Here is a 22,337-nt window from a genome sequence, read left to right on the forward strand (position 1 = left end):
GGATTTCCATGTATAATAAGAGAGAAAGCGAGGTAAGATGAATGAGTATAGAAGAAAGATTTTTAAAATATATTAGTTTTGATACACAATCTGATCCTCAATCTTCAACAACACCTTCTTCTATGAAACAATTAGAACTAGGAAAATATCTTGTTGAAGAAATGAAAAAGATTGGTATTGAAGATGCTCACTTGGATCAAAGTGGTATTGTTTATGGAACAATTCCAGCAAACAGTGATCATGGCAAAGTCATTGGTTTTGTTGCCCATATGGATACTTCTCCTGATGCTTCTGGTCAAAATGTCAAACCACAAATCATCAGAGATTATCAGGGAACAACAATCACTCTTAATCAAGAGAAAGAATTATATCTTGATCCTCATGAATTTCCTGAACTTCTCAATGTGATTCATCATGATTTAATCACAACTGATGGAACAACATTGCTTGGTGCAGATGATAAAGCTGGGGTTGCGATTATCATGAGTATGGCTGAACATCTTTACCATCATCCTGAAATCAAGCACAATGATATTAAGATTGCTTTTACTCCTGATGAAGAAGTCGGTCGAGGAACTGAAAACTTTGATGTAGAAGCTTTCCATGCTGATTATGCTTATACAATTGATGGTGGTAATATTGCTGAAATTGAATATGAAAACTTTAATGCATTTAGTGCTGTCGTAGAAATCACAGGGAAAAGTATTCATCCTGGAAGTGCTAAAAATGCGATGATTAACTCTATTCGCATTGCTCAGGAATTTGATGCTATGTTACCAGTTCATGCCAGACCAGAATATACAGAAGGATATGAAGGTTTTAATCATCTTGAAAATATTCAGGGAAAATGTGAAAAAACAGTGATGGAATACATCATTAGAAATCATGATTTAATATTAGCTAAAAAACAATGTCAAGATTTTGAAAATATTGCTGCATTCTTAAATCAAAAGTATGGATATCCAATGGTTAAAGTCACAATTGAACAAAGTTACTTAAATATGCGTGAACATATTGAACAACATATGTATATCGTTGAAAATGCCATGGCAGCCATGAAAGAATGTGGTATTGAGCCATATGCTGTACCTATTCGCGGAGGTACTGATGGTGCTAATTTAACATATATGGGACTTCCTTGTCCAAATTTAGGTACAGGTGGGTATAATTTCCATGGACCATTTGAGTATGTATCATTAACAATGATGAAAAAACAAGTAGAAGTTCTATTAAAAATAATTGAAAGAAATGAGGTTATATAAAATGTACGCAAAAAATGCTTGGGACAAATATGAAAGTAATCAATATCAAGATGTTATGGATTTTAATGAAGGTTATAAAGCTTTCTTAACAGCTGGTAAAACAGAAAGAGCTTGTGTAAAAGAATCTGTTGAACTTGCTAAAAAAGCTGGTTTTCAAGATATTGAAAATATGAACAGTTTAAAACCTGGTGATAAATTCTATGTGATTAATAAAGATAAAAACTTAGCTTTATTTATTATGGGAGAAAAACCATTAGTTGATGGAATGAGAATCTTAGGAGCACATATTGATTCACCACGTTTAGATTTAAAACAGAATCCACTTTATGAAAGTGATGGTTTTGCTTTATTAGATACTCATTATTATGGTGGTGTTAAAAAATATCAATGGGTTACAATTCCATTATCATTATATGGTGTTGTTATTAAAAAAGATGGAACTAAGATTGATGTTGTGATTGGTGAAGATGATCATGATCCTGTTGTGGGTATTACAGATTTATTAATTCATTTATCTGCTGATCAAATGCAAAAAACAGCTGCGAAAGTGATTGAAGGAGAAAATTTAGATGTGACATTAGGAAGCATTCCTTTAAAAGATACTGAAAAAGATGCTGTTAAAGCGAATATTTTAAAACTTCTTCAAGAAAAATATGATATTGAAGAAGAAGATTTCTTAAGTGCAGAAATTGAAGTTGTACCAAGTGGCCCTGCCAGAGATTATGGTTTAGATAGAAGTATGGTTATGGGTTATGGACATGATGATCGTGTCTGTGCTTATACATCATTAAAAGCTACTTTAGATATTCAGGAAATCCCACAATATACATCTTGTTGTATTTTAGTTGACAAAGAAGAAATTGGTAGTGTTGGTGCGACTGGTGCTCAATCTTTATTCTTTGAAAATACAATTGCTCAAATCTTACACTTATGTGGTGATGATACATTCTTATCTGTTAGAAAAGCTTTAGCTCATTCTATGATGTTATCAAGTGATGTCAGCGCTGGTTTTGATCCATTATATAAAGAAGTGAATGATCCTAAAAATGCCGCATATTTAGGAAAAGGAATTGTTTTCAATAAATACACAGGTTCTCGTGGTAAAAGCGGAAGCAATGATGCTAATCCTGAATATTTTGCTAAAATTAGAAATATTATGGATCAGGCTGGTGTCCATTTCCAAACTGCTGAACTTGGTAAAGTTGACCAAGGTGGTGGAGGTACTATTGCCTACATCTTAGGAAATTATGATATGAATGTTATTGATGCTGGTATTGCTGTTTTAAACATGCATGCTCCTCATGAAATCGTATCAAAAGTCGATGTTTATGAAGCTTACTTAGCTTATACACAATTCTTACTTCAATTATAAAAAGCTCATCATGAGCTTTTTTTCTTACATAGACAAGTTTAGTTGTCTTTGATATAATAACCACATTAAGGAGGAAATTCTTATGAAAATTAAGTTCATTCATTATAAACCTTATGAATATGAGTTATTACAGGAAGAATTAGATAAATTAGGTAAACAAGGATACAGCACAAATGATTTATCTATAATCTCATTTTTTAGAAAGAAAGATAAACCAGTTTATTATACAATTGATTTTTTTAATCCTACAGGTTCCTCAAAAATTTCTCAAAGAACAAGTCATTATCATTTTATTGATCAAAAAGAAGAACAGGGTTTAAAATATATTTATAGTAAAAATAATATGTATGTCTTTACTTCAAATGAAGAAAAAAACTTTCCTTTTCACCATGAATCAAAAATAGATGCTTTATCATTCAAAATAAGACTTTCGTCTTTGATTTATTTTATCATTGCTCTTATTATTTCCATCATGTATCTTAATTATTTACTTCATGCATCTTTTGATCAGTTTAACAGCTATGGTATCACAACAACTTACATTGGAATCATTTTCTTATTAATAACAGTTTTATATAGAAATTTCTGTAATTTTTATGGTATAAGTAGCTTTTATAAACAAATACAAAGTGGTCAGCCACATTTCCAGATTAAAAAACTAAAATTCTTTAGAACTCTGTATTCTTTCCTTGCAATACTATCATTCATCCTGGTTGTTGGTGGTTTAGCTGAAGATACTTTCAATGCTAAATCTTTTACACCTGAACAACATGCCATATTACAGTTAAATGATTTTGATATTCAAAAGTCAACTGAGCTATCAACACAATCTTATGCAAGCTTTACTATCCCACATACTTATATTTCTTTAGAAACTGCAAAACAGGGTAATGAAGCTCTCTATATTAAAGAATACCAGTTTAATTCATCTCAACGTGCTCAACACATATTTGAACAGATAAAAAGTGAACCTCAACTTTATGGAAGTAATAAAATAAAAGAAGATCATTCTTGTATTTATGGTTATGCAGATAATCAATTGGTTTCACTTGTTTTATTACATAAACAATCAGTTATCATTGTCATGCCATCTTTTGAATTATCACAAGAAAATATCACTATTATTCAAAACTATTATAAATAATTTATATAAAAAAATCCTACTTTTTCATAGGATTTTTTTATATAAACTCATATATATCTCATGTTAGAATTATTCAATAAAAAAACTCTATACATACCTCATGTATAAGAGTCTTTTTATTATCTAGACATTTTTATTTTACAAGTGGGTGATGACAAGCAACGAAGTGTCCTGGTTTTACTTCTTCTAAAGAAGGTTTATTTGTCTTACATTCTTCTGTTGCATAACGACATCTTCCAGCAAATGGACAACCAGCTGGGAGATTAATTGGGCTTGGTACATCACCTTCAAGAATGATACGCTGTTTATCTTTTTCTAATTGAGGATCAGGAATTGGTACAGCAGATAATAACGCTTCTGAATAAGGGTGTAATGAATGAGAATATACTTCATCACTTGTTCCTAATTCTACCAAATGTCCTAAATACATAACTGCAATACGATCTGAAATATATCTTACAATATCCAAATCATGCGCAATAAATAAGTATGTTAATCCTAATTTTTTCTGTAAATCAATTAATAAGTTAATAACCTGTGATTGGATTGATACATCTAACGCTGAAATTGGTTCATCACAAACTAAAAATTCTGGTTCAATAGCCAAAGCTCTGGCAATACCAATACGTTGACGTTGTCCACCTGAGAACTCATGAGGGAAACGGTTTGCATGTTCTTTATTTAAACCAACAAGTTCAAGTAATTCATGAACTCTTTGCTTTCTTTTTTCAGGTGTATACATCTTATGAATTTCCATACCTTCAGCAATAATAGATTCAACAGTCATACGTGGATTTAATGATGCATAAGGATCTTGAAAAATCATTTGTGCATGTTTTGCATATTCAGCACGTTTTTTTGAATTCTTAATATGCATTTCTTGTCCATCATAAATAATTTTTCCATCTGTTGGTTCATAAATCCCCATAACAACACGTCCAAGTGTTGATTTACCACAACCAGATTCACCAACAAGACCTAAAGTCTCACCTTTTTTAATATCTAAAGTAACACCATTAACAGCTTTTAATATTCCACCTTCTACTCTAAAGTGTTTAGAGACATTATCAACTTTTAATAAAATATTTTCATCAGCCATTATGATTTTCCTCCTTGAGATGATGGGCAATCTTTATGTAATAACCAGCATGAAGCTTCATGACCATCATTTAATTTGAAAATTGGTGGTTGTTTATTTTGACAAATTTTCATACATTTTTCACAACGTGATGCAAAAGCACATCCTTTTGGTGGATCTAATAAATCAGGTGGTGTTCCTGGAATTGATGATAATTTATCAGATTTATTCGTATCATGTTTTGGTAAACTGTTCAGTAAGGCAACTGTATATGGATGAGATGGATTATAGAAGATATCCTTAGCTGCACCTGTTTCAACAACTTTTCCAGCATACATAACAGCAATTCTATCAGCAAGTGATGCTACAACTCCTAAATCGTGAGTGATTAAAACAATTGCTGTTCCAGTTTTCTTTCTGATATCATCTAACAAATCAATAATCTGTGCCTGAATCGTAACGTCCAACGCTGTTGTTGGTTCATCAGCAATCAATAGTTTTGGGTTACATGATAAAGCCATCGCAATCATAGCACGTTGACGCATCCCACCAGAGAACTGATGTGGATATTGATTTGCTCTTTCTTCTGCATTAGGAATTTGTACTAATTTTAACATTTCAATAGCTTTCGCATTTGCTTCTTCTTTAGAAAGTTTTTGATGGTGAACAATCGCTTCAACAATTTGTTTACCAACCTTCATTGTTGGATTCATACAAGTCATTGGATCCTGAAAGATCATACTGACTTCTTTCCCACGAATCTTTTGCATATCTTCTTCTGGAGTATGAATAATATCTATTCCTGATAAAGTCAATTCACCAGATTTAATTCTTGCTGGTGGCATAGGATTTAGTTTCATGATTGTTTGTGCAGTAACACTTTTTCCACATCCTGATTCACCTACGACAGCCAATACTTCACCTTCGTTAACGTGATAAGACACTCCACGAACAGCTTGAACTTCACCAGCATAAGTATCAAATGAAACATATAAATCTTTTATATCTAATACACGATTCATCGATGATTACCTCCTTAACTTAGGATCAAATGCATCTCTCAATTTATCGCCTAATAAATTGAAGCTAAGCATTGTTAAACTAATAAATAATGCAGGAATAACTAATTCAATTGGATATTGCTGGAAGAACTGACTTCCGTTATTAGCAAGTGTTCCCATTGATGCTAATGGAACTGGAACACCTAAACCAATATATGATAAGAATGCTTCAGTGAAAATAGCATTAGGAATAGCTAAAGTCAAGTTAACAATAACAACTGATAAAGTATTAGGAACTAAATGTTTTGCAATAATACGTGTTGGTGAAGCTCCCATACTTTTTGCAGAAATAACAAATTCCTGTTCTTTCAAACGAATAACTTCTCCACGAACCAGCCTGGCCGTTCCAACCCAACCGACAAGTGAATAAGCAAAAATGATTGTCATAACACCTTTTTCCATAACCAAACTTAACAAAATAATGATTAATAGATAAGGAATACCGTTAATGATTTCAACAACACGCATCATAATATTGTCAGCTAATCCACCGAAATATCCTGAAATACCACCGTAAATAACACCAACAATCACATTAATAAAAACTGCAGCAAGAGCAATTGTTAAAGAAATTCTTGCTCCATAGAATATACGTGTAAACTGATCACGACCCAAATCATCTGTACCAAATATATGCATATGGTCACCAGCGTTATAAAATAAACCAGCATGAGTATGTTCAATATGTTGTTCAGAAATAGTATATGGAGAAAACATTGGAACAGCGACTGACAAAATTCCTAAAACAATTAAGAAAATAATAATAGTCATAGCAACTTTATCTTTTCTAATACGATTGAAAGCATCTTTCCAGAAGCTGACACTTGGTCGTCCAATCGCTTGCATTTTTTCTTCATCCTGACCAACCCATTCAAATTCTTCTGCGTCAATATCGCAATCAGGTGAAAGAACATCTTCATCTACTAAAGAAATTTCATTTAATTCTTGTTCTACTTTCTTTTCCATGACTCTCCCCCTATTCTTTCACATTAGCAACATTAACACGAGGGTCAATGACACCATATAATAAATCGACAACTAAAATAGCGACAATTAAGAATACACCATAAAATAATGTAACTCCAGCAATCATTGTAAAGTCATTTTGTGTAATTGAATCAACAAAATAACGCCCCATACCTGGAATTGTAAATATCTTTTCAACAACGAAACCACCAGTTAAAACTGCTGCTGCAGTTGGACCTAAAACAGTAAGTACAGGCATCAATGCATTACGTAAAGCATGTTTCCATAAAATCTGTTTTTCAGAAAGACCTTTAGCTTTTGCAGTTTTAATATAATCTGAGCTTAAAACATCTAGCATACTTGTACGCATCAAACGTGAAACTGTAGCTAGCGAACTAAAACTCAAAGCCAATGCAGGCAGAATCATTTGATTCAAACTTCCCCATCCTGTAATCTGGAAAAGTCTTAATCCTGTCCACTGATAAAGTTTCAATGCCAAGAAATATTGCAATAAAGAGGCAATAATAAAACTTGGGATAGAAACACCGATAACAGATAATACCATCGCAAATGTATCTGTTTTCTTTCCTCTACGAATAGCTGCAAGTGCTCCTAAGAATACCCCAGCGATAACAGCGAAAATTAAAGATACCATACCTAATTGGAATGATACTGGGAAAGTTTCCATAATAATATCCATAACTGGACGATTATATATAATTGAAGTTCCTAAATCTCCCTGAAAAGCATTCACAACAAAGATAAAAAATTGTTCTAAAATGGGTTTATCTAACCCATAGAATTTCTCTAATGCCGCAAGTGTAGCAGGATCAAACCCTTTACCAGTACTGAATGGATCTCCAGGTAAGTTATGCATCATTAAAAATGTTAATAGCATTAATACAAAAATTGTTAACAACGCATATATAACTCTTTTAACTACATATTTTAACATTTTTTCACATCCTTTTTTAAAAAACACTTTTTTTTCATTCAATAAAGATGGGCTATATTAGCATATAGCCCAGTCTAAAATAATTATCATATTAATATGAAATTTTTATTTAATTATTGTTCAATATATGCATAGTTTAAGTTAATATCTTGGAATGCAGTTCTTACAACACCTTTTACACTTGGATTCAAGATATAATCTTTATTTCTATTATATAAGAAACCAACTGGTTGTTCATCAGCTAAAATTTCTTCAGCTTTCTTTAATTCTGCAAAATATTTATCTTGATCAGCAATAGTTTGTGCATTAGTAACGATTTCATCGTATTCTGGATTTGCATATCCTGCATGGTTATTTAAACTATCGCTTAAATATAAGTCTAAATATGTCATAGGGTCATTATAATCTGGTCCCCATCCAGCTAATACGAAGTCATAATTTTTCTTATCCATATCAGCTAAACGTGCTTTGTAAGTTTTTTGATCAACTTCAACAGTTAAACCTAAATTTGTTTTTAATTGTTCTTGAATATAGTTAGCTTGTTTTACAGCAGAAGTTGTTTCATCACATAATAATTTTGGTTTGAAAGTTTCTAAAGTTAATCTTTCTTCAGCTAAACCTTCTTCTAGTAATTTTTTTGCTTCTGCAAAATCTTTACGTACTAAGATATCTCCACAATATTCACCAAATTTACCATTAGTAATTGCTGGTGGTGTAAACATGTTAGAAACTTTTGAATGTTTTGATAACATGATTTTTTCAACTAATGATTGTACATCAATACCTGAAGTAATTGCTTGACGTACTTTTTTATTGTTAAATCCTTTGCTTGTGAAGTTGTATTCAAAATACCAAGCTCCACCATCATCAAAGTTTGCTAATTGATCTTTATATTGATCATCTGCTTCTAATGTTTGAACTTGTTCACCGTTAACTTCCATCATATCTAAGTTACCAGCTTTGTATTCATTTAAAGCAGTATTAGCATCAGCAATCATTTTCATTGTGATTTTGTCTAATTTAACAGAATCTTTGTCCCAATAATTATCATTTTTAGTTAATTCTAATGATTCATTATGAGTCCATTTTGTAATAGTAAATCTACCATTATAAAGTAAGTTTGTTTCAGTAGTACCATATTTTTTATCATATCCACCCATTTCTTCATATGCTTTTTGATTTACTGGGAAGAATGATGGGAATGCTAATAAGTCTAATGCATATCCAAATGGTTCAGTAAATTCTACAACGAATGTATAGTCATCTACTGCTTTCCATCCAGCATATTGATCAATAACTTTTTGAGCTTCTTCAGTGCTTAATCCTTTAGTTTTAGCATAAACTTCTTCAGCACCTTTAATTTTTGATTTCCAAGTACTTGCATAAGTTGCTCCAGTATTTACATTGAAATGAGTATCAAATGCAAATTTGAAATCTTGTGCAGTAACAGGATCACCGTTACTCCATTTTGCATCTTTTCTTAAGTGGAATGTATAAGTTTTGCTATCATCAGATACATCCCAAGTTTCAGCAACACCAGGAACGATTTCATCGTTTTCTTTTTGCATTACTAAACCTTCCATACAATGTCTAAGAACGTTCATAGACCCTGTACTTGTAGTCAAAATTGAATTTAATTCAGGTGGCTCCTGTCCCAAATTCACTGTGACTTCGTTTGCGTGTGTTTGTGCATTTCCACCACCACATCCAACTAACATAGCTAAGCATGTTACAGAAGCGGCAGCTTTTGCAAACCAATTCTTTTTCATTATTTAATTTCCCTCCTCCAAAATAACCAATCACGTTAGTTATTTTCTACTAATATATCACAACTCTTTTAAGATTGCTATACTTTTTTAATGTTTTTTTGCTTTTTTGTTATAACCCAACCGAAACACACATTTTTTTGTATTTTAACTAAATATAGATATTATTTTTTGAAATATGTATACAATTATATCGGTATTGTATGAATGTTTAAACATTTTTTCTATGATTTTATATCATTTTGTTGAATATGGACATCAATTTGTTGTGATGGAATTTTGATATTTTGTTCTTTGAAAATATCTCTAACTGCTACCCACAAATCATCATTCAAATCATAAAAATATTCATTTTTAGACCATACCCATATTTGCATGGAAACACTTCTTTCTTTATATTCGCCAATTTTCACAACTGGTGCTGGTTCCTTTAAAGCATATGGATGCTGATCTATAACTTTCATAAGAGCACTCTTAAATTTTTGAACATCGCTATCAGGATGTAATTCTACCGTCATAGTCACACGACGGATATCTTCATGTGAATAATTGACAAAACTAGATGAAACCAGATCATTATTAGGAATAACAACCATTTTATTATCAAATGTCATGACAATTGTATATAGAAGCTGTATTTCCTGAACAGTTCCTACATAGCCATCTATTTCTATAATATCTCCTTTAATAAATGGTTTAGAAAATAAAATCGTAATACCTGAAGCAATACCTTTCATAGAGTCTTGCAAGCCTAATGCAATAGCGGCTCCAGCTGTTGTTAAAACAGCTACTAATGATGTTGTAGGTACACCTAACTGTGCAATGACAGTAATAATCACAATAATTTTTAATCCTATATTTAATATAGATATAACAAAATTCTCAATAATCGCATCAATCTGACTTCTTCTCATCATCTTTGAAAGAATATGTAATATTATTTTCACAGCATACCATCCAACTATAAATATAATGGTAGCTTCTATGACACTCATACCAAAGCCAGCATATTTTTCAATCAATCGATCTAGCATTTTCATTCCTCTTTTCTTTTTTTCATTATCTTATCACATTCACAATCTATATCATATCTTTTTTGCAATTTTATATGAATATATCATTATTATTTTCACCCTAGAAATATATCTCAATGCACAAAAAGAGTTGCATTATTTTTTTATTTAGATACAATAATATTATTAACATAAGGAGGAATTTCATGAAAGTAGCAATTATGACTGACAGTAATAGTGGAATTACGCAAAGTGAAGCCAAGGAATTAGGAATTTTTGTTTTACCTATGCCTTTTACTATTGATGGTCAGGAATATAAAGAAGATATCAATCTGACTCAAGAAGAGTTTTATGATAAGTTAATGAATGGAGCTGAAGTTTTTACTTCACAGCCAGCCGCTGGAGAAGTGACGGCTTTCTTTGATCGTATTTTAGAAGATTATGATCAGATTGTGCATATTCCAATGTCAAGTGGTTTAAGTGGTTCTTGCCAGACTGCTATGATGTTAGCTGATGATGAAGATTATAAAGGAAAAGTCTTTGTTGTAGACTCACAACGTATTTCTGTGACTCAAAAATGTGATGTTTTTGATGCCATGGCATTAGCGAAACAAGGTAAAGATGCAAAAGAGATTCATGATATCTTAATGGAAAATAAATTCAATGCATCTATCTATATTACTGTGAACACTTTGGAATATTTAAAAAAAGGTGGTCGTATTACACCAGCTGCTGCAGCCTTAGGAGGATTATTAAAAATCAAACCTGTTCTCACAATTCAAGGTGAAAAATTAGATTCTTTCCAAAAAACACGTACAATGCAAAAGGCATCAAAAATAATGATTGAAGCCCTTCAAAAAGATATTAAAGAACGTATTGATCCCATACATGAAGATATGTCAGAGGCTCATATCATGATTGCTTATACATATGATAGAGATTTGGCACTTGAATTCAAAAAAGAAGTGGAAGAAGCTTTCCCAAATCATGAAGTCATTTGTGACCCACTTTCATTAAGTGTTGCTTGTCATATTGGACCTCACTCTTTAGCAATTGGTGCATGTAAAAAGATTTAACGGCTACTCAAAGGAGTAGCTTTTTTGTTAAATTCGTATCTTCTATTTGCATTTCACTATATTTTCAGTTATGATACAGTATGTCAATAAGATAGATTTTCATTTTTCAACATTTTTTTATCATAATAATAGATAAAATAGAGAGCACTAATGAAAAAACATATGAAAAATGGTATAATATATATAAGTATAGATACTTTCATCATGCTGTTGAAAACTATCTCAAAAAGACATCCATTATAAATCAATAGAAAGAAAGGTGAGAATGAATGGCAGATATGCCTCAAAAACGTTCTTTTCAAAGAAGAACATCCTATAATAATAAAAACAAACACAAAAAAGAATCATTAGCCACTGATACAAAAGTTTTTGCCTTAGGTGGTCTTAACGAAGTTGGAAAAAATATGTATTGTATTGAACACAATGATGAATTGGTCATTATTGATGCCGGTGTTAAATTTGCAGAAGATGGACTTCCTGGAATTGATTACGTCATTCCAGACTATACATATTTAAAACGTAACCAAAAGAAAATTAAAGCTTTATTGATTACGCATGGACATGAAGATCACATTGGAGGAATTCCTTTTCTATTACAGGTTGTGAACATTCCTTTTATATATGCTTCACCATTAGCTTGTGCCATGATTAGAAGAAAGCTTGAAGAAAAACGTTTAACTCAAGCCACAAAATTGATTCAAATTAATAATCTATCGCAGGTTAAAACAAAATATTTTAATATTGGTTTCTTTAAAACTAACCACTCTATTCCTGAATCTTTAGGAATTGTTGTGAACACACCTAATGGTCGCATTGTTTCGACTGGAGATTTTAAATTTGATTTAACGCCAGTTGGTGATCCTGCTGATTTTCAGGTTATGTCCTTTTTAGGTGAAACAGGTGTGACTCTTCTTTTAAGTGATTCTACGAATGCTGAAGTTCCTAACTTTTCCATTAGTGAAAAACAGGTTGCTTATAGTGTACAAGAAGAATTTAGAAAGACAGAAGGTCGTTTAATTGTTGCGACATTCGCTTCTAACGTCCACCGTGTTCAACAGATTATTGATGCGGCTGTTAAATTCAATCGTAAGATTTTAGTATTTGGTCGTTCTATGGAAAACAATATTCAGGTTTCTAGAAAACTGGGATATATTAAATGTCCTGATCGTTTCTTTATTAAAAATGATGAAGCTAAAAACTTACCTGATAATGAAATTTTAATTCTATGTACTGGTAGCCAAGGAGAAGCGCTTGCTGCATTAAGCCGAATTGCGAATGGAACACATCGTCAAGTTTCTATTAAACCAGGAGATACTGTTGTCTTTTCATCAAATCCAATTCCTGGAAATGCCAGCAGTGTCAGCAAGGTTATCAATAAATTATACCGTGCTGGTGCCAGAGTTTTAACTAATGAAGCCATCAATAACTTACATACTTCAGGACATGCCTCTCAAGAGGAACAAAAATTAATGTTATTATTAACACGACCTAAATATTTCTTCCCTGTTCATGGGGAATACCGTATGTTAAAAATTCATGCGAAGTTATTTGAAGAAGTTGGACTCACAAAAGGAAACGCCTTTGTTTTATCTAATGGTGATTCTATACTTTTACACAATGAAGAAGCACGTCTTGGACCACGTATTCATGTTGATGATATCTATGTAGATGGTAATGATATTACCGGTTTATCTACTGCTGTTTTAAGGGACCGTCAGATTTTAAGTGAAGATGGTATGGTTTCAGTCCTTATTTCTATGGACTCTCGCGGAGGATGTTTATTAAATAAACCAATCATTATGTCACGTGGTTTTGTGTATATGCAAGATAGCAAGGATATGATTCGTGAAGCTGAGTTGTTGGTCAGTCGAGAACTTTCTAAATTATTAAAAAGAAAAACAACTTTTGGTGAAATCAAAAATACAATCAGGGATACATTGGCTCCTTATTTCTATCAGAAAACAAAAAGAAATCCAATGATTATTCCTGTCATTATGAATAAAAAAGTATGAAAAAGCTGATTAGACGATTAATTTTATTATTAATCGTCTTTGGTTTATGTTTTCTCGGTTATTATGTTTATGCCATTTCACCAGAAAATTATGAATTTCACGAACAAAAATATATAAGTTCTCTTGTTTCTTCACAATTAAATGGCTTTAAAATTGCTTTTATATCAGATGTTAATCTCACTGACCAAGATAGCATCACACGTTTTGAAAAAATTGTTGATGAATTAAATGAATATCCATTTGATATGGTTATCTTTGGTGGAGATTTATATGATGAACAAGTTTTTAAAGCTGATGAAGTTTCTCAAATCTTAAAAAAGATTCAATGTCAGTATGGTAAATTAGCTGTTCTTGGTGAACATGATGAAGCTTCATCATTAGAAGTCACACAAGTGTTGAATAATGGTGGGTTTGAAGTTCTCAGCAATGAAACAAGACCTATTTATTATAAAGGAACCAATTTTACTTTAGTTGCCTATGATGATGAATATGATTTTTCTCAATTTAAAACATCTCAAGATAAATTGATTCTTGGCATTTCACACCAGCCTGATACATTTACACAAGCCAAAAATGTTGTGGATTTACAATTATCAGGACATAGTTATGGTGGTTCTGTATATCTGCCTTATTTGGGTGCTATGTTCCCAATCGAGGGAGCTAAGACTTATAATCATGGAAAATATGAAGAAAAAAATGCGACATTAATCGTTTCAAATGGATTAAGCGGTCCTTCTTCATTCCCATATAAAGTGTTATGTCCAAATCAGGTGAATTTTGTTGTCTTAACTTCAAAAAGCAACGATACTTCTCAGTAATCGTTGCTTTTTTCATTGCTTTTCATACCGTATTTAAGATGATATAAGGCTTCTAATACTTCAAAGATATATGTAATAGAAAATTTACCAATCAATGAATGATGATCATTTCCTACTCTTAAAATCATATCGACCTTATCACTATATGGAAACTCCTCTAATTGTGTAATAGCAATCACATATGCTTCTGTCTTCACCAGTTCTCTCATTGTTTCAATATGATCTTTGAAAAAACCACCAGCAATAGAAGATACAATAATTAAATCACAATCATTTAAAGTTTTATAAATGTTTTTTTGTTGTTCTAAAGGATACATAGCCACACAATCTTTACCCAAATAACAAAGTTCAATCTGTAATTGCATTGACACTGACTGAGTAAAGAAATTACCTGCAAAACAGATATGTTTGGCATCATGAATTTTATCTACAATATAGATCAAATCTTCATAACGAATATTATCATACGTATCCTGAAGATTGCGAATTACATTTTGAAAATGATTCTTAAAAATTTCTTTTCCTTCTCCTATTGTTTCAGGTGATGGAAGCTGATGATCAAAAAGTAATCTTTTTGCATCTTGATTAAAATAATGAAGATTCATTGTAACATCTTTTTTAAAATCAGCAAATGATTCATAATTCAATTTACGACAAAGTCTGGAAATAGTTGCTGTGGATACATAACACATTTTCGCAACATCAGTAATACTACTCTCTGGAATCTTATAAATATTCTGTAATATTTTCTTTGCTGCACCCCAATAAACATCATGAATATTTGTCATATTGATGAAGTTTATCAAATTATAGAAGGCACTTCTCATTGAGATTGTCCTTCCTCATATTTAATGACTGTAACCTCACCGTTTGTTAAACACAAACAATTCAGCTGACCTTTATTCCCTACTGCCAAACCACCATCAATTGCAATTTTATTATGATAATCTGGATCATACCAAATATCAAATGAATGATCATCATTAATAAAGCAACAAGGTGTATGTCCAAAGATGTACGTGTAATCTGGATTTGCTTCATTCAAATAGAAATATTCACGAATCCATGCTAAAATTTCTTCATCATTTTCTTCTAATGGGATTTCTGGGTCTACCCCAGCATGTACCAATACATAGTGCTTTCCATTCAAATCTAATTCATAATAACTTGGCAATGAATCAATAAATGAAATTAATTCTTTGATAAACATATGTTTTAAATCAAAATACTCTTCATAAGGAATGTAATCTTTTTGTAAATACTCTCTAATACTATCAATTGTTTTATGCCCACCATTTTGTTTCCATAAACGATATGGGTTCGATCTTTCTGAATCCAAATCATTATATTTCAAAGCAGCCAGCATAGATTGACGCATCATAATTTCATGATTACCCTTAATCATATGAATATTATCCATCGCCTTTACAAAATAATAAATATCAATACTATTAGGTCCACGATCCATAATATCCCCTAATATATAAAGTTCATCATTTTCAGTAAAACCAATACGCTCTAATAACAATTGAAGCAATACAAATTGTCCATGAAGATCTGATATAACAAATATTCTTTTTTCCATATATCATCACCCCATTACATTCTATCATAATTATATTTTTTTATAAACTAAACCCACTTTTATTTTAAAAAAAATTATGTCTTTAAAAGAGAAATAGAGGTCAAAGACCTCTATTCTGTAATACGCACTTGGAAAACAATTTCAACAGTTGACATAGGATCAATAGATGGAATCACATAATAAAGCGTATGATTATCAATTGCGGGTGTTTGTTCATGACTATTAACATAAAATGAATCTTCCACATATTCCACATTTTCAACCATATAATCACTAAAGACAACTTGTGTTTCTTTTACCAATGATGGATTTTTAATTTTAATTGTATAAGTGAGTGTTTCTCCCTGACACGCTTCTTCTTTATCTACTTTTTTACAAATATGAAGTGGTTTTTTCACTAAAGTTTCCACATCATTGCTGACACTTGTATGACAAGATGTTTTCACTTGTGCAGTATTACACACACGAGAATGTTTCATAAATTTCCCTCCTTCCATTTATAAGTTATGCAAATTCATTGTGTTGTTCTGTTCATTTACAACGTTTCTTTTCTTTTTTTGTAAAAATTATCTATTTTTTAAAAAATAGTATATGATAAAGGAAGTAGGTGAGAAAATTATGTTTGATGAATTCTATCGTACAATTTATAATCAATTATTTTTTAAATGGATTCTGTGTCATGATAAGCAATACCAACAAGATCATATTCAGTATCATGTGGAAACAGAAAATGAAAAATTAAAAGTTATCTGTTTGTCTACAACAAAAGTGAAAGGGAAAATAACGATTTGGTATAATAATATCGTAGAAGAAGAGATTTTGCGTATCAAAGATGAAAAACTTGTCTTTTATTTACATTTTACGATTACTGATTTGGCACAATGTTATCACTTATTCCATAAATTTTACCAAACCATCATTCAGTATACCCAACAAAAAGAATGGAAAATTGCGCTCTGTTGTACTGGTGGTTTATCAACTTCTGTATTCATTGAAGAAATGCAACAAGTCTGTGAACTGGAAAACCTACATTTTCAGCTCGTTTCATTATCATTAGATCAGCTTTATCAAAATTATCAAAACTATGATGCCTTGTATCTGGCACCACAAATTGCACATATGGAACCTGAAATTCTAGCTTATACACAACATCAAATTCCAGTTTATTGTATTGATGCGACTTTGTTTGCGACGAAAAACTATCGTGCCATTATTCAAACAATTCAAAAAAACATTCAAGCATAGATATATTCTATGTTTTTTTCATATCATTTTTACATGATTTTCCATATTTACTCTATGATTCTTTGTTATTTATTTTTTATATTTTAATAAAGGAGGTTATTTGAATGAAAAGATTTTTACAAATCAGTTTATTATTTCTCTTTTTAATTGGTAGTATCATTTGCTTTATAAACAGGAGACAATATTCATAAACCTTTTGTTTATAAAAAATATTCATAATAAAACGGATAGCTCATTTTATTGTAAACTATCCGTTTTTTTCATATATGGAAGATAACGCTGTTTATGTTTTTGATTCACATAAAAGCTGACATAGATTTCTTTTTCTAAATATTCAATATGAAGTATTTCATATTGATATTCTATTTCACTAAAAATATGCCCTTCTTCATAAGGAATATAAACACTTATCAATTCATAATCTTTAAAGAGAATATCAATGATCATATTTTCTAAATCATCTAAATGCTTTTTCTCTTTCACTGAAACATCTATGCATATACCCTGTTCATGAACAATGGGCTGATGAACCAAATCCATTTTATTATAAACATAAATCATTGGAATATCCAAAGCATCAAGTTCTTTAAGAACTGATAAAGTTGTTTCTATTTGATTATGGTAATAAGGTGAAGACGCATCAATCACATGAATAAGCAAATCAGCATCTTTCACTTCTTCTAATGTTGAACGAAAAGATTGCACAAATGAATGTGGCAACTGATGAATAAAGCCTACTGTATCACTCATGATGACATGATGCTTTTTCATATAAACACGTCTTGATGATGTCTGTAAAGTCGCAAAAAGCATATCTTTTTCATAGACCTTTTTAGAAGTCAAAGCATTCAATAAAGAAGATTTACCACTATTTGTATATCCCACTAAACAAACCACTTTTTCCTGGTGATGTTTTCTTAACTGTCTTTGTGTCTGACGCTGTTTTTCAATCATCGCTAATTCACGTTTAGCCTGCGTTAATTGACGACGAATACGACGACGATCTAATTCAATCTGCTTTTCTCCACTACCACGAAAACCCATACCTCCCTGTTGAGAATAAAGATTCTGTTTCATTCCTGCTAATCTGGGAAGTAAGTATTGAAGTCTGGCTATTCCGACTTCTAATTTGGCTTCTTTTGTTTTCGCTCTTGAAGCAAATATACGTAATATCAAATCACTACGATCAGTCACTTCTACCTGACATTGATCAGTTAAGTTTTTGATTTGCAAAGGTGTCAATTCTTCATTAAAAATCACAATATCATCTTGTTCTACTAATTCTTTAATTTCCATGACTTTCCCTTTACCAATATAATATTGAGGAGAAATCGTATCTAAGTTTTGTGTCACCACAGCTTTGACTTCAATATCACAGGCATAAGCCAATTGTTTTAACTCCTGCATAGATATATCAAAATCATATGTCATCTGTGGATATTGAACACCAACTAATATTCCTTTCATCTTTATTCACCTCTTTCAAATAAGGAGTCTTTATGAAAAAAGCTAATTATTATTTTACACTTTGTCTTGTTCTTTTTACAACTCTTTTTTCTTTTTTCAATATGTTCCAGATTGTCAAAGTATCTTCACAGGTCATTCAGATTGTCCTTACTAATTTATTACCATCTTTATTACCCTTTATGATTTTAATTTCTTTGTGTCTATCTTTAGGTATCTTTCAACTCATCAGTTATTTCATCCAATTTCTCTTTTCACCACTTTTTCATTTAACACCACATATGTCTTCTCTTTATTTTGTTTCCTTTTTCTGTGGTTATCCAACCAATGCAAAAATGTTAAGAGAATCCTATGAATTAGGTTATATTACTATTTCCCAACTACAACATCTTCTCTCCATAGCATCCTTTTCGTCATTAAGCTTTATCTTTGTTTCCCTAAAACTGCCTTTTTCAGTTGTACTGATGATTTATATAAGTCATATTCTTCCAAGTATAATCAAAGCTGTCTTTTATCGTCAAGATTACCAATGGATGTCTTTTCATGAAAGTATTCAGCCAATCATTCATCCCCAGATGCGATTTGTAGAAGCCCTAAAAAAAAGTATTACATCTTCTTTAACAGCCTTTATATTTATTTTAGGCTATATGCTTGTCTTTCAATTTATTGGTTATAGCTTACAGGCTATTATTCATAACCCATTTCTTTTAAATATCATCAAAGGTTTTTTAGAATTCAGTTCCGGTTCTATTCAATTATTACAATATCAACATCTGCTTGTCTATCCCTTTGTCAGCTTTTATTTATCATTTTCAGGATTATCAGTTTTAATGCAAGTGGATAATATTTTAGATGGTATCCCCTATTCTTTTAGAAAATATTTCATCGCAAGAGTGCTTCATGGACTCTCTTCATTTATTATTTGTTTACTTTTACAATACTTGATGATATAGAATGATTTCAACATCGGGATTATTTGACAATCATAGGATATATGGTATAATAATAGTAACCATTATTAATAAGGAGTGAGAGTATGTCTGAAACAAAGTTAAGATATTCTAAACAAAGGGAAACAATTTACGAAGTTTTAAAAAATGATTGGTCACACCCTAATGTGGATGATATTTATACACAAGTCAAACAATTGATCCCTGATATTAGTTTGGGAACTGTCTATCGAAATCTTAATTTATTAGCTGATCATAAAAGAATTACACGCTTAGATATTGGTGATGGAGTTATTCATTTCGATGCACGTATTGAACCCCATTTTCATATGGTATGTGATGAATGTGGAACTATTCAAGATATCGTTTGTCAACAATCTACCCTGGATGAACTTATTAATAAGGTCAACGAACAATCCGAGCATGATATTCACGGAGCACATATTTTGTTTCATGGAACATGTTCACATTGTTTAAAGAAAAAATCATAGGAAGGAGGGCATTATCATGCCAACATTAAAAGGAACAAGAACTGCTAACAATTTATTACATGCATTTGCTGGAGAATCTCAAGCAAGAAATCGCTACACTTATTATTCTTCAATTGCGAAAAAAGAAGGATATGTACAAATTGCTAATATCTTCGAAGAAACAGCAAATCAAGAAAAAGAACACGCTAAAAGATTAATGAAATTATTAAATGCTGAATTAAAGGGAGAAGCTTTACATGTCGAAGGTGATTTCCCAATCATGCTTGGAACAACTGCTGAATGTTTAAAAGCTGCTGCTGCTGGTGAAAATGAAGAATGGACTGACATGTATCCTGAATTTGCAAAAATTGCTGAAGAAGAAGGATTCCCTGAAATCGCTAAAGTATGTCAAAGTATCGCTGTTGCTGAAAAAATGCATGAAGCTAGATACTTAAAATTATTAGAAAACTTAGAAAATGGAACAGTCTTCAAAAAAGACGAAGCTGTTATGTGGAAATGTAATAACTGTGGATTTATTTATGAAGGAACTGAAGCTCCTGAAAGATGTCCTGCTTGCGATCATCCACAAGCTCATTTTGAAGCTTATACTTTCTTTAAAGGATAAAAATCTAAACCCAATTATGTTTATTCATAATTGGGTTTTAAACTTTATACAAACGTATTCATTTCATAAATATTTCACTATCAATAACACTGATATCTTTAACATCAGAGCATATGATACAATGCTCTTTTTTACTTTTAGCATTTTTATTAGCTTTTGATCATCCATTAAAAGGCATACTTTCTTTTTCCAATATAATAAATAACCATTGCTAAAATCAATGCCCAAACAATATCCATAAATGCATGCTGTTTAATCATAACAGTTGAAAGACAAATCAACACTGTTAAAACAACAATAGCGACACATAACCATGAATACTGTTTAATTCTTTGGCTTTTCAATAGCGATGCACACATCATAACACTGTTATATACATGAATGCTAGGACAGACGTTGGTAGATGAATCAACGGAATAAATAAAGCTAACCAGACATTGAAATATGTTTTCATTATATAACTGAACTCTTAAATTTTGACCAGTAGGTATCAATGCATAAATAAGCAAAGATAAACTCATACCTAAAAACAGGTAAAAATATGTTCTTTTAATACCAACCTGATCAATAAAAACAAAATATGCAAAACCTAATACCATAAATACAAACCATAATATATATGGAATAACAAAATACTCATTAAATGGAATATAAGAATCAATCCATGAATCTGTAATAATCATACGTGATGAATGATGATTTTCTAATAACATAAAACCAATCATATAAGCAATAAAAAAATACAATAAATATTTTAAACCATTATATTTTTCTAAAAATGCTTTCATCTACACAACCTCCCATGCTAGAATATATAGTAACATGATGATTTAATTATATGAATTTGGTATGAACGGAGAACAATTTTATGAAAAATATTATTTTTGATATAGGTAATGTCCTTTTAGATTTTCAACCTGAAGCATATTTACAAAAACATTTTAATCCTTCTGTTATGGGGGATTTGATGATGATTATCTTTTCTAGTGATGAATGGATAGAACTAGATATGGGAACAATGATGATTCAAGATGCTATCCAGTCTTTAACTTTAAAACACCCTCACTATCATGATGAAATTATTTTTGTCATGGAAACTTGGACTCATATGATGACTCCTTTAGAAGACAATGTAGCGATTGTGAGAGAATTAAAAGAAAAAGGTTATTCATTATACCTGCTATCAAATTTCCATAAAGAAGCTATTGAAACGATGTTTGAAAGATATGATTTCTTCAAACTTTTTGATGGTGGTGTCATTTCAGCTAATGAACATCTAGTTAAACCTGATCAAAAAATATACAAACTGCTTTTAGAAAGATACCATCTTCAACCTGAAGAATCTGTTTTTATTGATGATATGCTTGCCAATATTAAAATGGCTGAAGAATTAAATATCCATGGTATTTATCTTCCTTATCAAAGTGATTTAAGAACAGAACTACAAAAACGTCATATTTTATAAACCTGTTATG

Annotated in this window: 22 protein-coding genes; 11 read left to right on the top strand and 11 right to left on the bottom strand. The window is 31.1% G+C overall.

The features are described from left to right. Positions 1 to 41: 41 nt before the first annotated feature. From pepT to E0K96_RS02210, 3 genes are all read left to right on the top strand, one after another. Complete coding sequence (gene pepT / locus E0K96_RS02200) at positions 42 to 1,262, top strand: peptidase T (protein WP_168080852.1); 1,221 nt, start codon at positions 42 to 44, stop codon at positions 1,260 to 1,262. 1 nt (position 1,263) lies between these two features. After that, positions 1,264 to 2,634 (top strand): aminopeptidase, encoded by a 1,371-nt coding sequence (locus E0K96_RS02205; RefSeq protein ID WP_168080854.1) that lies wholly within the window; start codon positions 1,264 to 1,266, stop codon positions 2,632 to 2,634. Positions 2,635 to 2,716: 82 nt separating this feature from the next. Beyond that, positions 2,717 to 3,778: a DUF2812 domain-containing protein gene (locus E0K96_RS02210; protein ID WP_168080856.1), complete on the top strand. Its 1,062-nt coding sequence runs from the start codon at positions 2,717 to 2,719 to the stop codon at positions 3,776 to 3,778. A gap of 133 nt (positions 3,779 to 3,911) precedes the next feature. On the opposite strand, the gene E0K96_RS02215 is transcribed toward E0K96_RS02210, so the two are convergent. The 6 genes from E0K96_RS02215 to E0K96_RS02240 all read right to left on the bottom strand — a co-directional run bounded on the left by E0K96_RS02215 (position 3,912) and on the right by E0K96_RS02240 (position 10,644). Continuing rightward, on the bottom strand, positions 3,912 to 4,877 hold the full coding sequence (locus tag E0K96_RS02215) for an ABC transporter ATP-binding protein (protein WP_168080858.1): 966 nt from the start codon (positions 4,875 to 4,877) through the stop codon (positions 3,912 to 3,914). Then, the gene (locus E0K96_RS02220) at positions 4,877 to 5,878 is read right to left on the bottom strand and encodes an ABC transporter ATP-binding protein (protein ID WP_168080860.1); all 1,002 of its coding nucleotides are present in this window, start codon (positions 5,876 to 5,878) and stop codon (positions 4,877 to 4,879) included. Before E0K96_RS02220 ends, E0K96_RS02215 begins: the two co-directional genes overlap by 1 nt. Before the next feature lie 6 nt (positions 5,879 to 5,884). Beyond that, complete coding sequence (locus tag E0K96_RS02225) at positions 5,885 to 6,883, bottom strand: ABC transporter permease (protein ID WP_168080862.1); 999 nt, start codon at positions 6,881 to 6,883, stop codon at positions 5,885 to 5,887. 10 nt (positions 6,884 to 6,893) lie between these two features. Then, positions 6,894 to 7,838 (bottom strand): ABC transporter permease, encoded by a 945-nt coding sequence (locus E0K96_RS02230; protein WP_168080864.1) that lies wholly within the window; start codon positions 7,836 to 7,838, stop codon positions 6,894 to 6,896. Between the two features lie 113 nt (positions 7,839 to 7,951). After that, positions 7,952 to 9,607 (bottom strand): peptide ABC transporter substrate-binding protein, encoded by a 1,656-nt coding sequence (locus tag E0K96_RS02235; protein ID WP_168080866.1) that lies wholly within the window; start codon positions 9,605 to 9,607, stop codon positions 7,952 to 7,954. A 221-nt stretch (positions 9,608 to 9,828) separates the two neighbouring features. Then, positions 9,829 to 10,644, bottom strand: a complete 816-nt coding sequence (locus tag E0K96_RS02240; protein WP_087244500.1) for a mechanosensitive ion channel family protein — start codon at positions 10,642 to 10,644, stop codon at positions 9,829 to 9,831. A 179-nt stretch (positions 10,645 to 10,823) separates the two neighbouring features. Here E0K96_RS02240 and E0K96_RS02245 point away from each other — a divergent pair, with 179 nt between their 5' ends. From E0K96_RS02245 to E0K96_RS02255, 3 genes are all read left to right on the top strand, one after another. Further along, positions 10,824 to 11,693 carry a DegV family protein gene (locus tag E0K96_RS02245; RefSeq protein WP_168080868.1) on the top strand — a complete coding sequence of 290 codons (870 nt, stop codon included), beginning with the start codon at positions 10,824 to 10,826 and terminating at the stop codon, positions 11,691 to 11,693. 269 nt (positions 11,694 to 11,962) lie between these two features. Continuing rightward, on the top strand, positions 11,963 to 13,705 hold the full coding sequence (gene rnjA / locus E0K96_RS02250; protein WP_168080870.1) for a ribonuclease J1: 1,743 nt from the start codon (positions 11,963 to 11,965) through the stop codon (positions 13,703 to 13,705). Then, the gene (locus tag E0K96_RS02255) at positions 13,702 to 14,523 is read left to right on the top strand and encodes a metallophosphoesterase (RefSeq protein ID WP_168080872.1); all 822 of its coding nucleotides are present in this window, start codon (positions 13,702 to 13,704) and stop codon (positions 14,521 to 14,523) included. Before rnjA ends, E0K96_RS02255 begins: the two co-directional genes overlap by 4 nt. Here E0K96_RS02255 and E0K96_RS02260 read toward each other — a convergent pair. From E0K96_RS02260 to E0K96_RS02270, 3 genes are all read right to left on the bottom strand, one after another. Beyond that, positions 14,517 to 15,311, bottom strand: coding sequence for a MurR/RpiR family transcriptional regulator (locus tag E0K96_RS02260; protein WP_240924401.1), 795 nt, complete (start codon positions 15,309 to 15,311; stop codon positions 14,517 to 14,519). The genes E0K96_RS02255 and E0K96_RS02260 overlap by 7 nt on opposite strands. 35 nt (positions 15,312 to 15,346) lie before the next feature. After that, positions 15,347 to 16,108, bottom strand: coding sequence for a metallophosphoesterase (locus tag E0K96_RS02265; protein WP_168080876.1), 762 nt, complete (start codon positions 16,106 to 16,108; stop codon positions 15,347 to 15,349). Positions 16,109 to 16,218: 110 nt separating this feature from the next. Next, positions 16,219 to 16,587 carry a DUF11 domain-containing protein gene (locus tag E0K96_RS02270; protein ID WP_168080878.1) on the bottom strand — a complete coding sequence of 123 codons (369 nt, stop codon included), beginning with the start codon at positions 16,585 to 16,587 and terminating at the stop codon, positions 16,219 to 16,221. Between the two features lie 139 nt (positions 16,588 to 16,726). On the opposite strand from E0K96_RS02270, the gene E0K96_RS02275 reads away from it, so the two are divergent. Beyond that, entirely contained in the window at positions 16,727 to 17,353 is a 627-nt protein-coding gene (locus E0K96_RS02275; protein ID WP_165352251.1) for a PTS sugar transporter subunit IIB, read from the top strand. 237 nt (positions 17,354 to 17,590) lie between these two features. Here the strand turns inward: E0K96_RS02275 and hflX are convergent, their stop codons facing one another. Continuing rightward, entirely contained in the window at positions 17,591 to 18,820 is a 1,230-nt protein-coding gene (gene hflX, locus E0K96_RS02280) for a GTPase HflX (protein ID WP_168080880.1), read from the bottom strand. A 32-nt stretch (positions 18,821 to 18,852) separates the two neighbouring features. On the opposite strand from hflX, the gene E0K96_RS02285 reads away from it, so the two are divergent. The 3 genes from E0K96_RS02285 to rbr all read left to right on the top strand — a co-directional run bounded on the left by E0K96_RS02285 (position 18,853) and on the right by rbr (position 20,862). After that, positions 18,853 to 19,770 carry a hypothetical protein gene (locus E0K96_RS02285; protein ID WP_168080882.1) on the top strand — a complete coding sequence of 306 codons (918 nt, stop codon included), beginning with the start codon at positions 18,853 to 18,855 and terminating at the stop codon, positions 19,768 to 19,770. Positions 19,771 to 19,853: 83 nt separating this feature from the next. Further along, on the top strand, positions 19,854 to 20,258 hold the full coding sequence (locus E0K96_RS02290; RefSeq protein ID WP_087244490.1) for a Fur family transcriptional regulator: 405 nt from the start codon (positions 19,854 to 19,856) through the stop codon (positions 20,256 to 20,258). A 16-nt stretch (positions 20,259 to 20,274) separates the two neighbouring features. Next, positions 20,275 to 20,862, top strand: a complete 588-nt coding sequence (rbr, locus tag E0K96_RS02295; protein WP_087244489.1) for a rubrerythrin — start codon at positions 20,275 to 20,277, stop codon at positions 20,860 to 20,862. Between the two features lie 167 nt (positions 20,863 to 21,029). Here rbr and E0K96_RS02300 read toward each other — a convergent pair whose 3' ends face one another. Beyond that, a complete protein-coding gene (locus tag E0K96_RS02300; RefSeq protein ID WP_168080884.1) occupies positions 21,030 to 21,650 on the bottom strand; it encodes a phosphatase PAP2 family protein in 621 nt (206 codons plus the stop codon). An 80-nt stretch (positions 21,651 to 21,730) separates the two neighbouring features. On the opposite strand from E0K96_RS02300, the gene E0K96_RS02305 reads away from it, so the two are divergent. Continuing rightward, complete coding sequence (locus tag E0K96_RS02305; protein ID WP_168080886.1) at positions 21,731 to 22,327, top strand: HAD family hydrolase; 597 nt, start codon at positions 21,731 to 21,733, stop codon at positions 22,325 to 22,327. The last annotated feature ends 10 nt before the right edge of the window (positions 22,328 to 22,337 follow it).

Source organism: Massilimicrobiota sp. SW1139 (genome assembly GCF_012027715.1).
GTDB classification, from domain to species: domain Bacteria; phylum Bacillota_I; class Bacilli_A; order Erysipelotrichales; family Coprobacillaceae; genus Allocoprobacillus; species Allocoprobacillus merdigallinarum.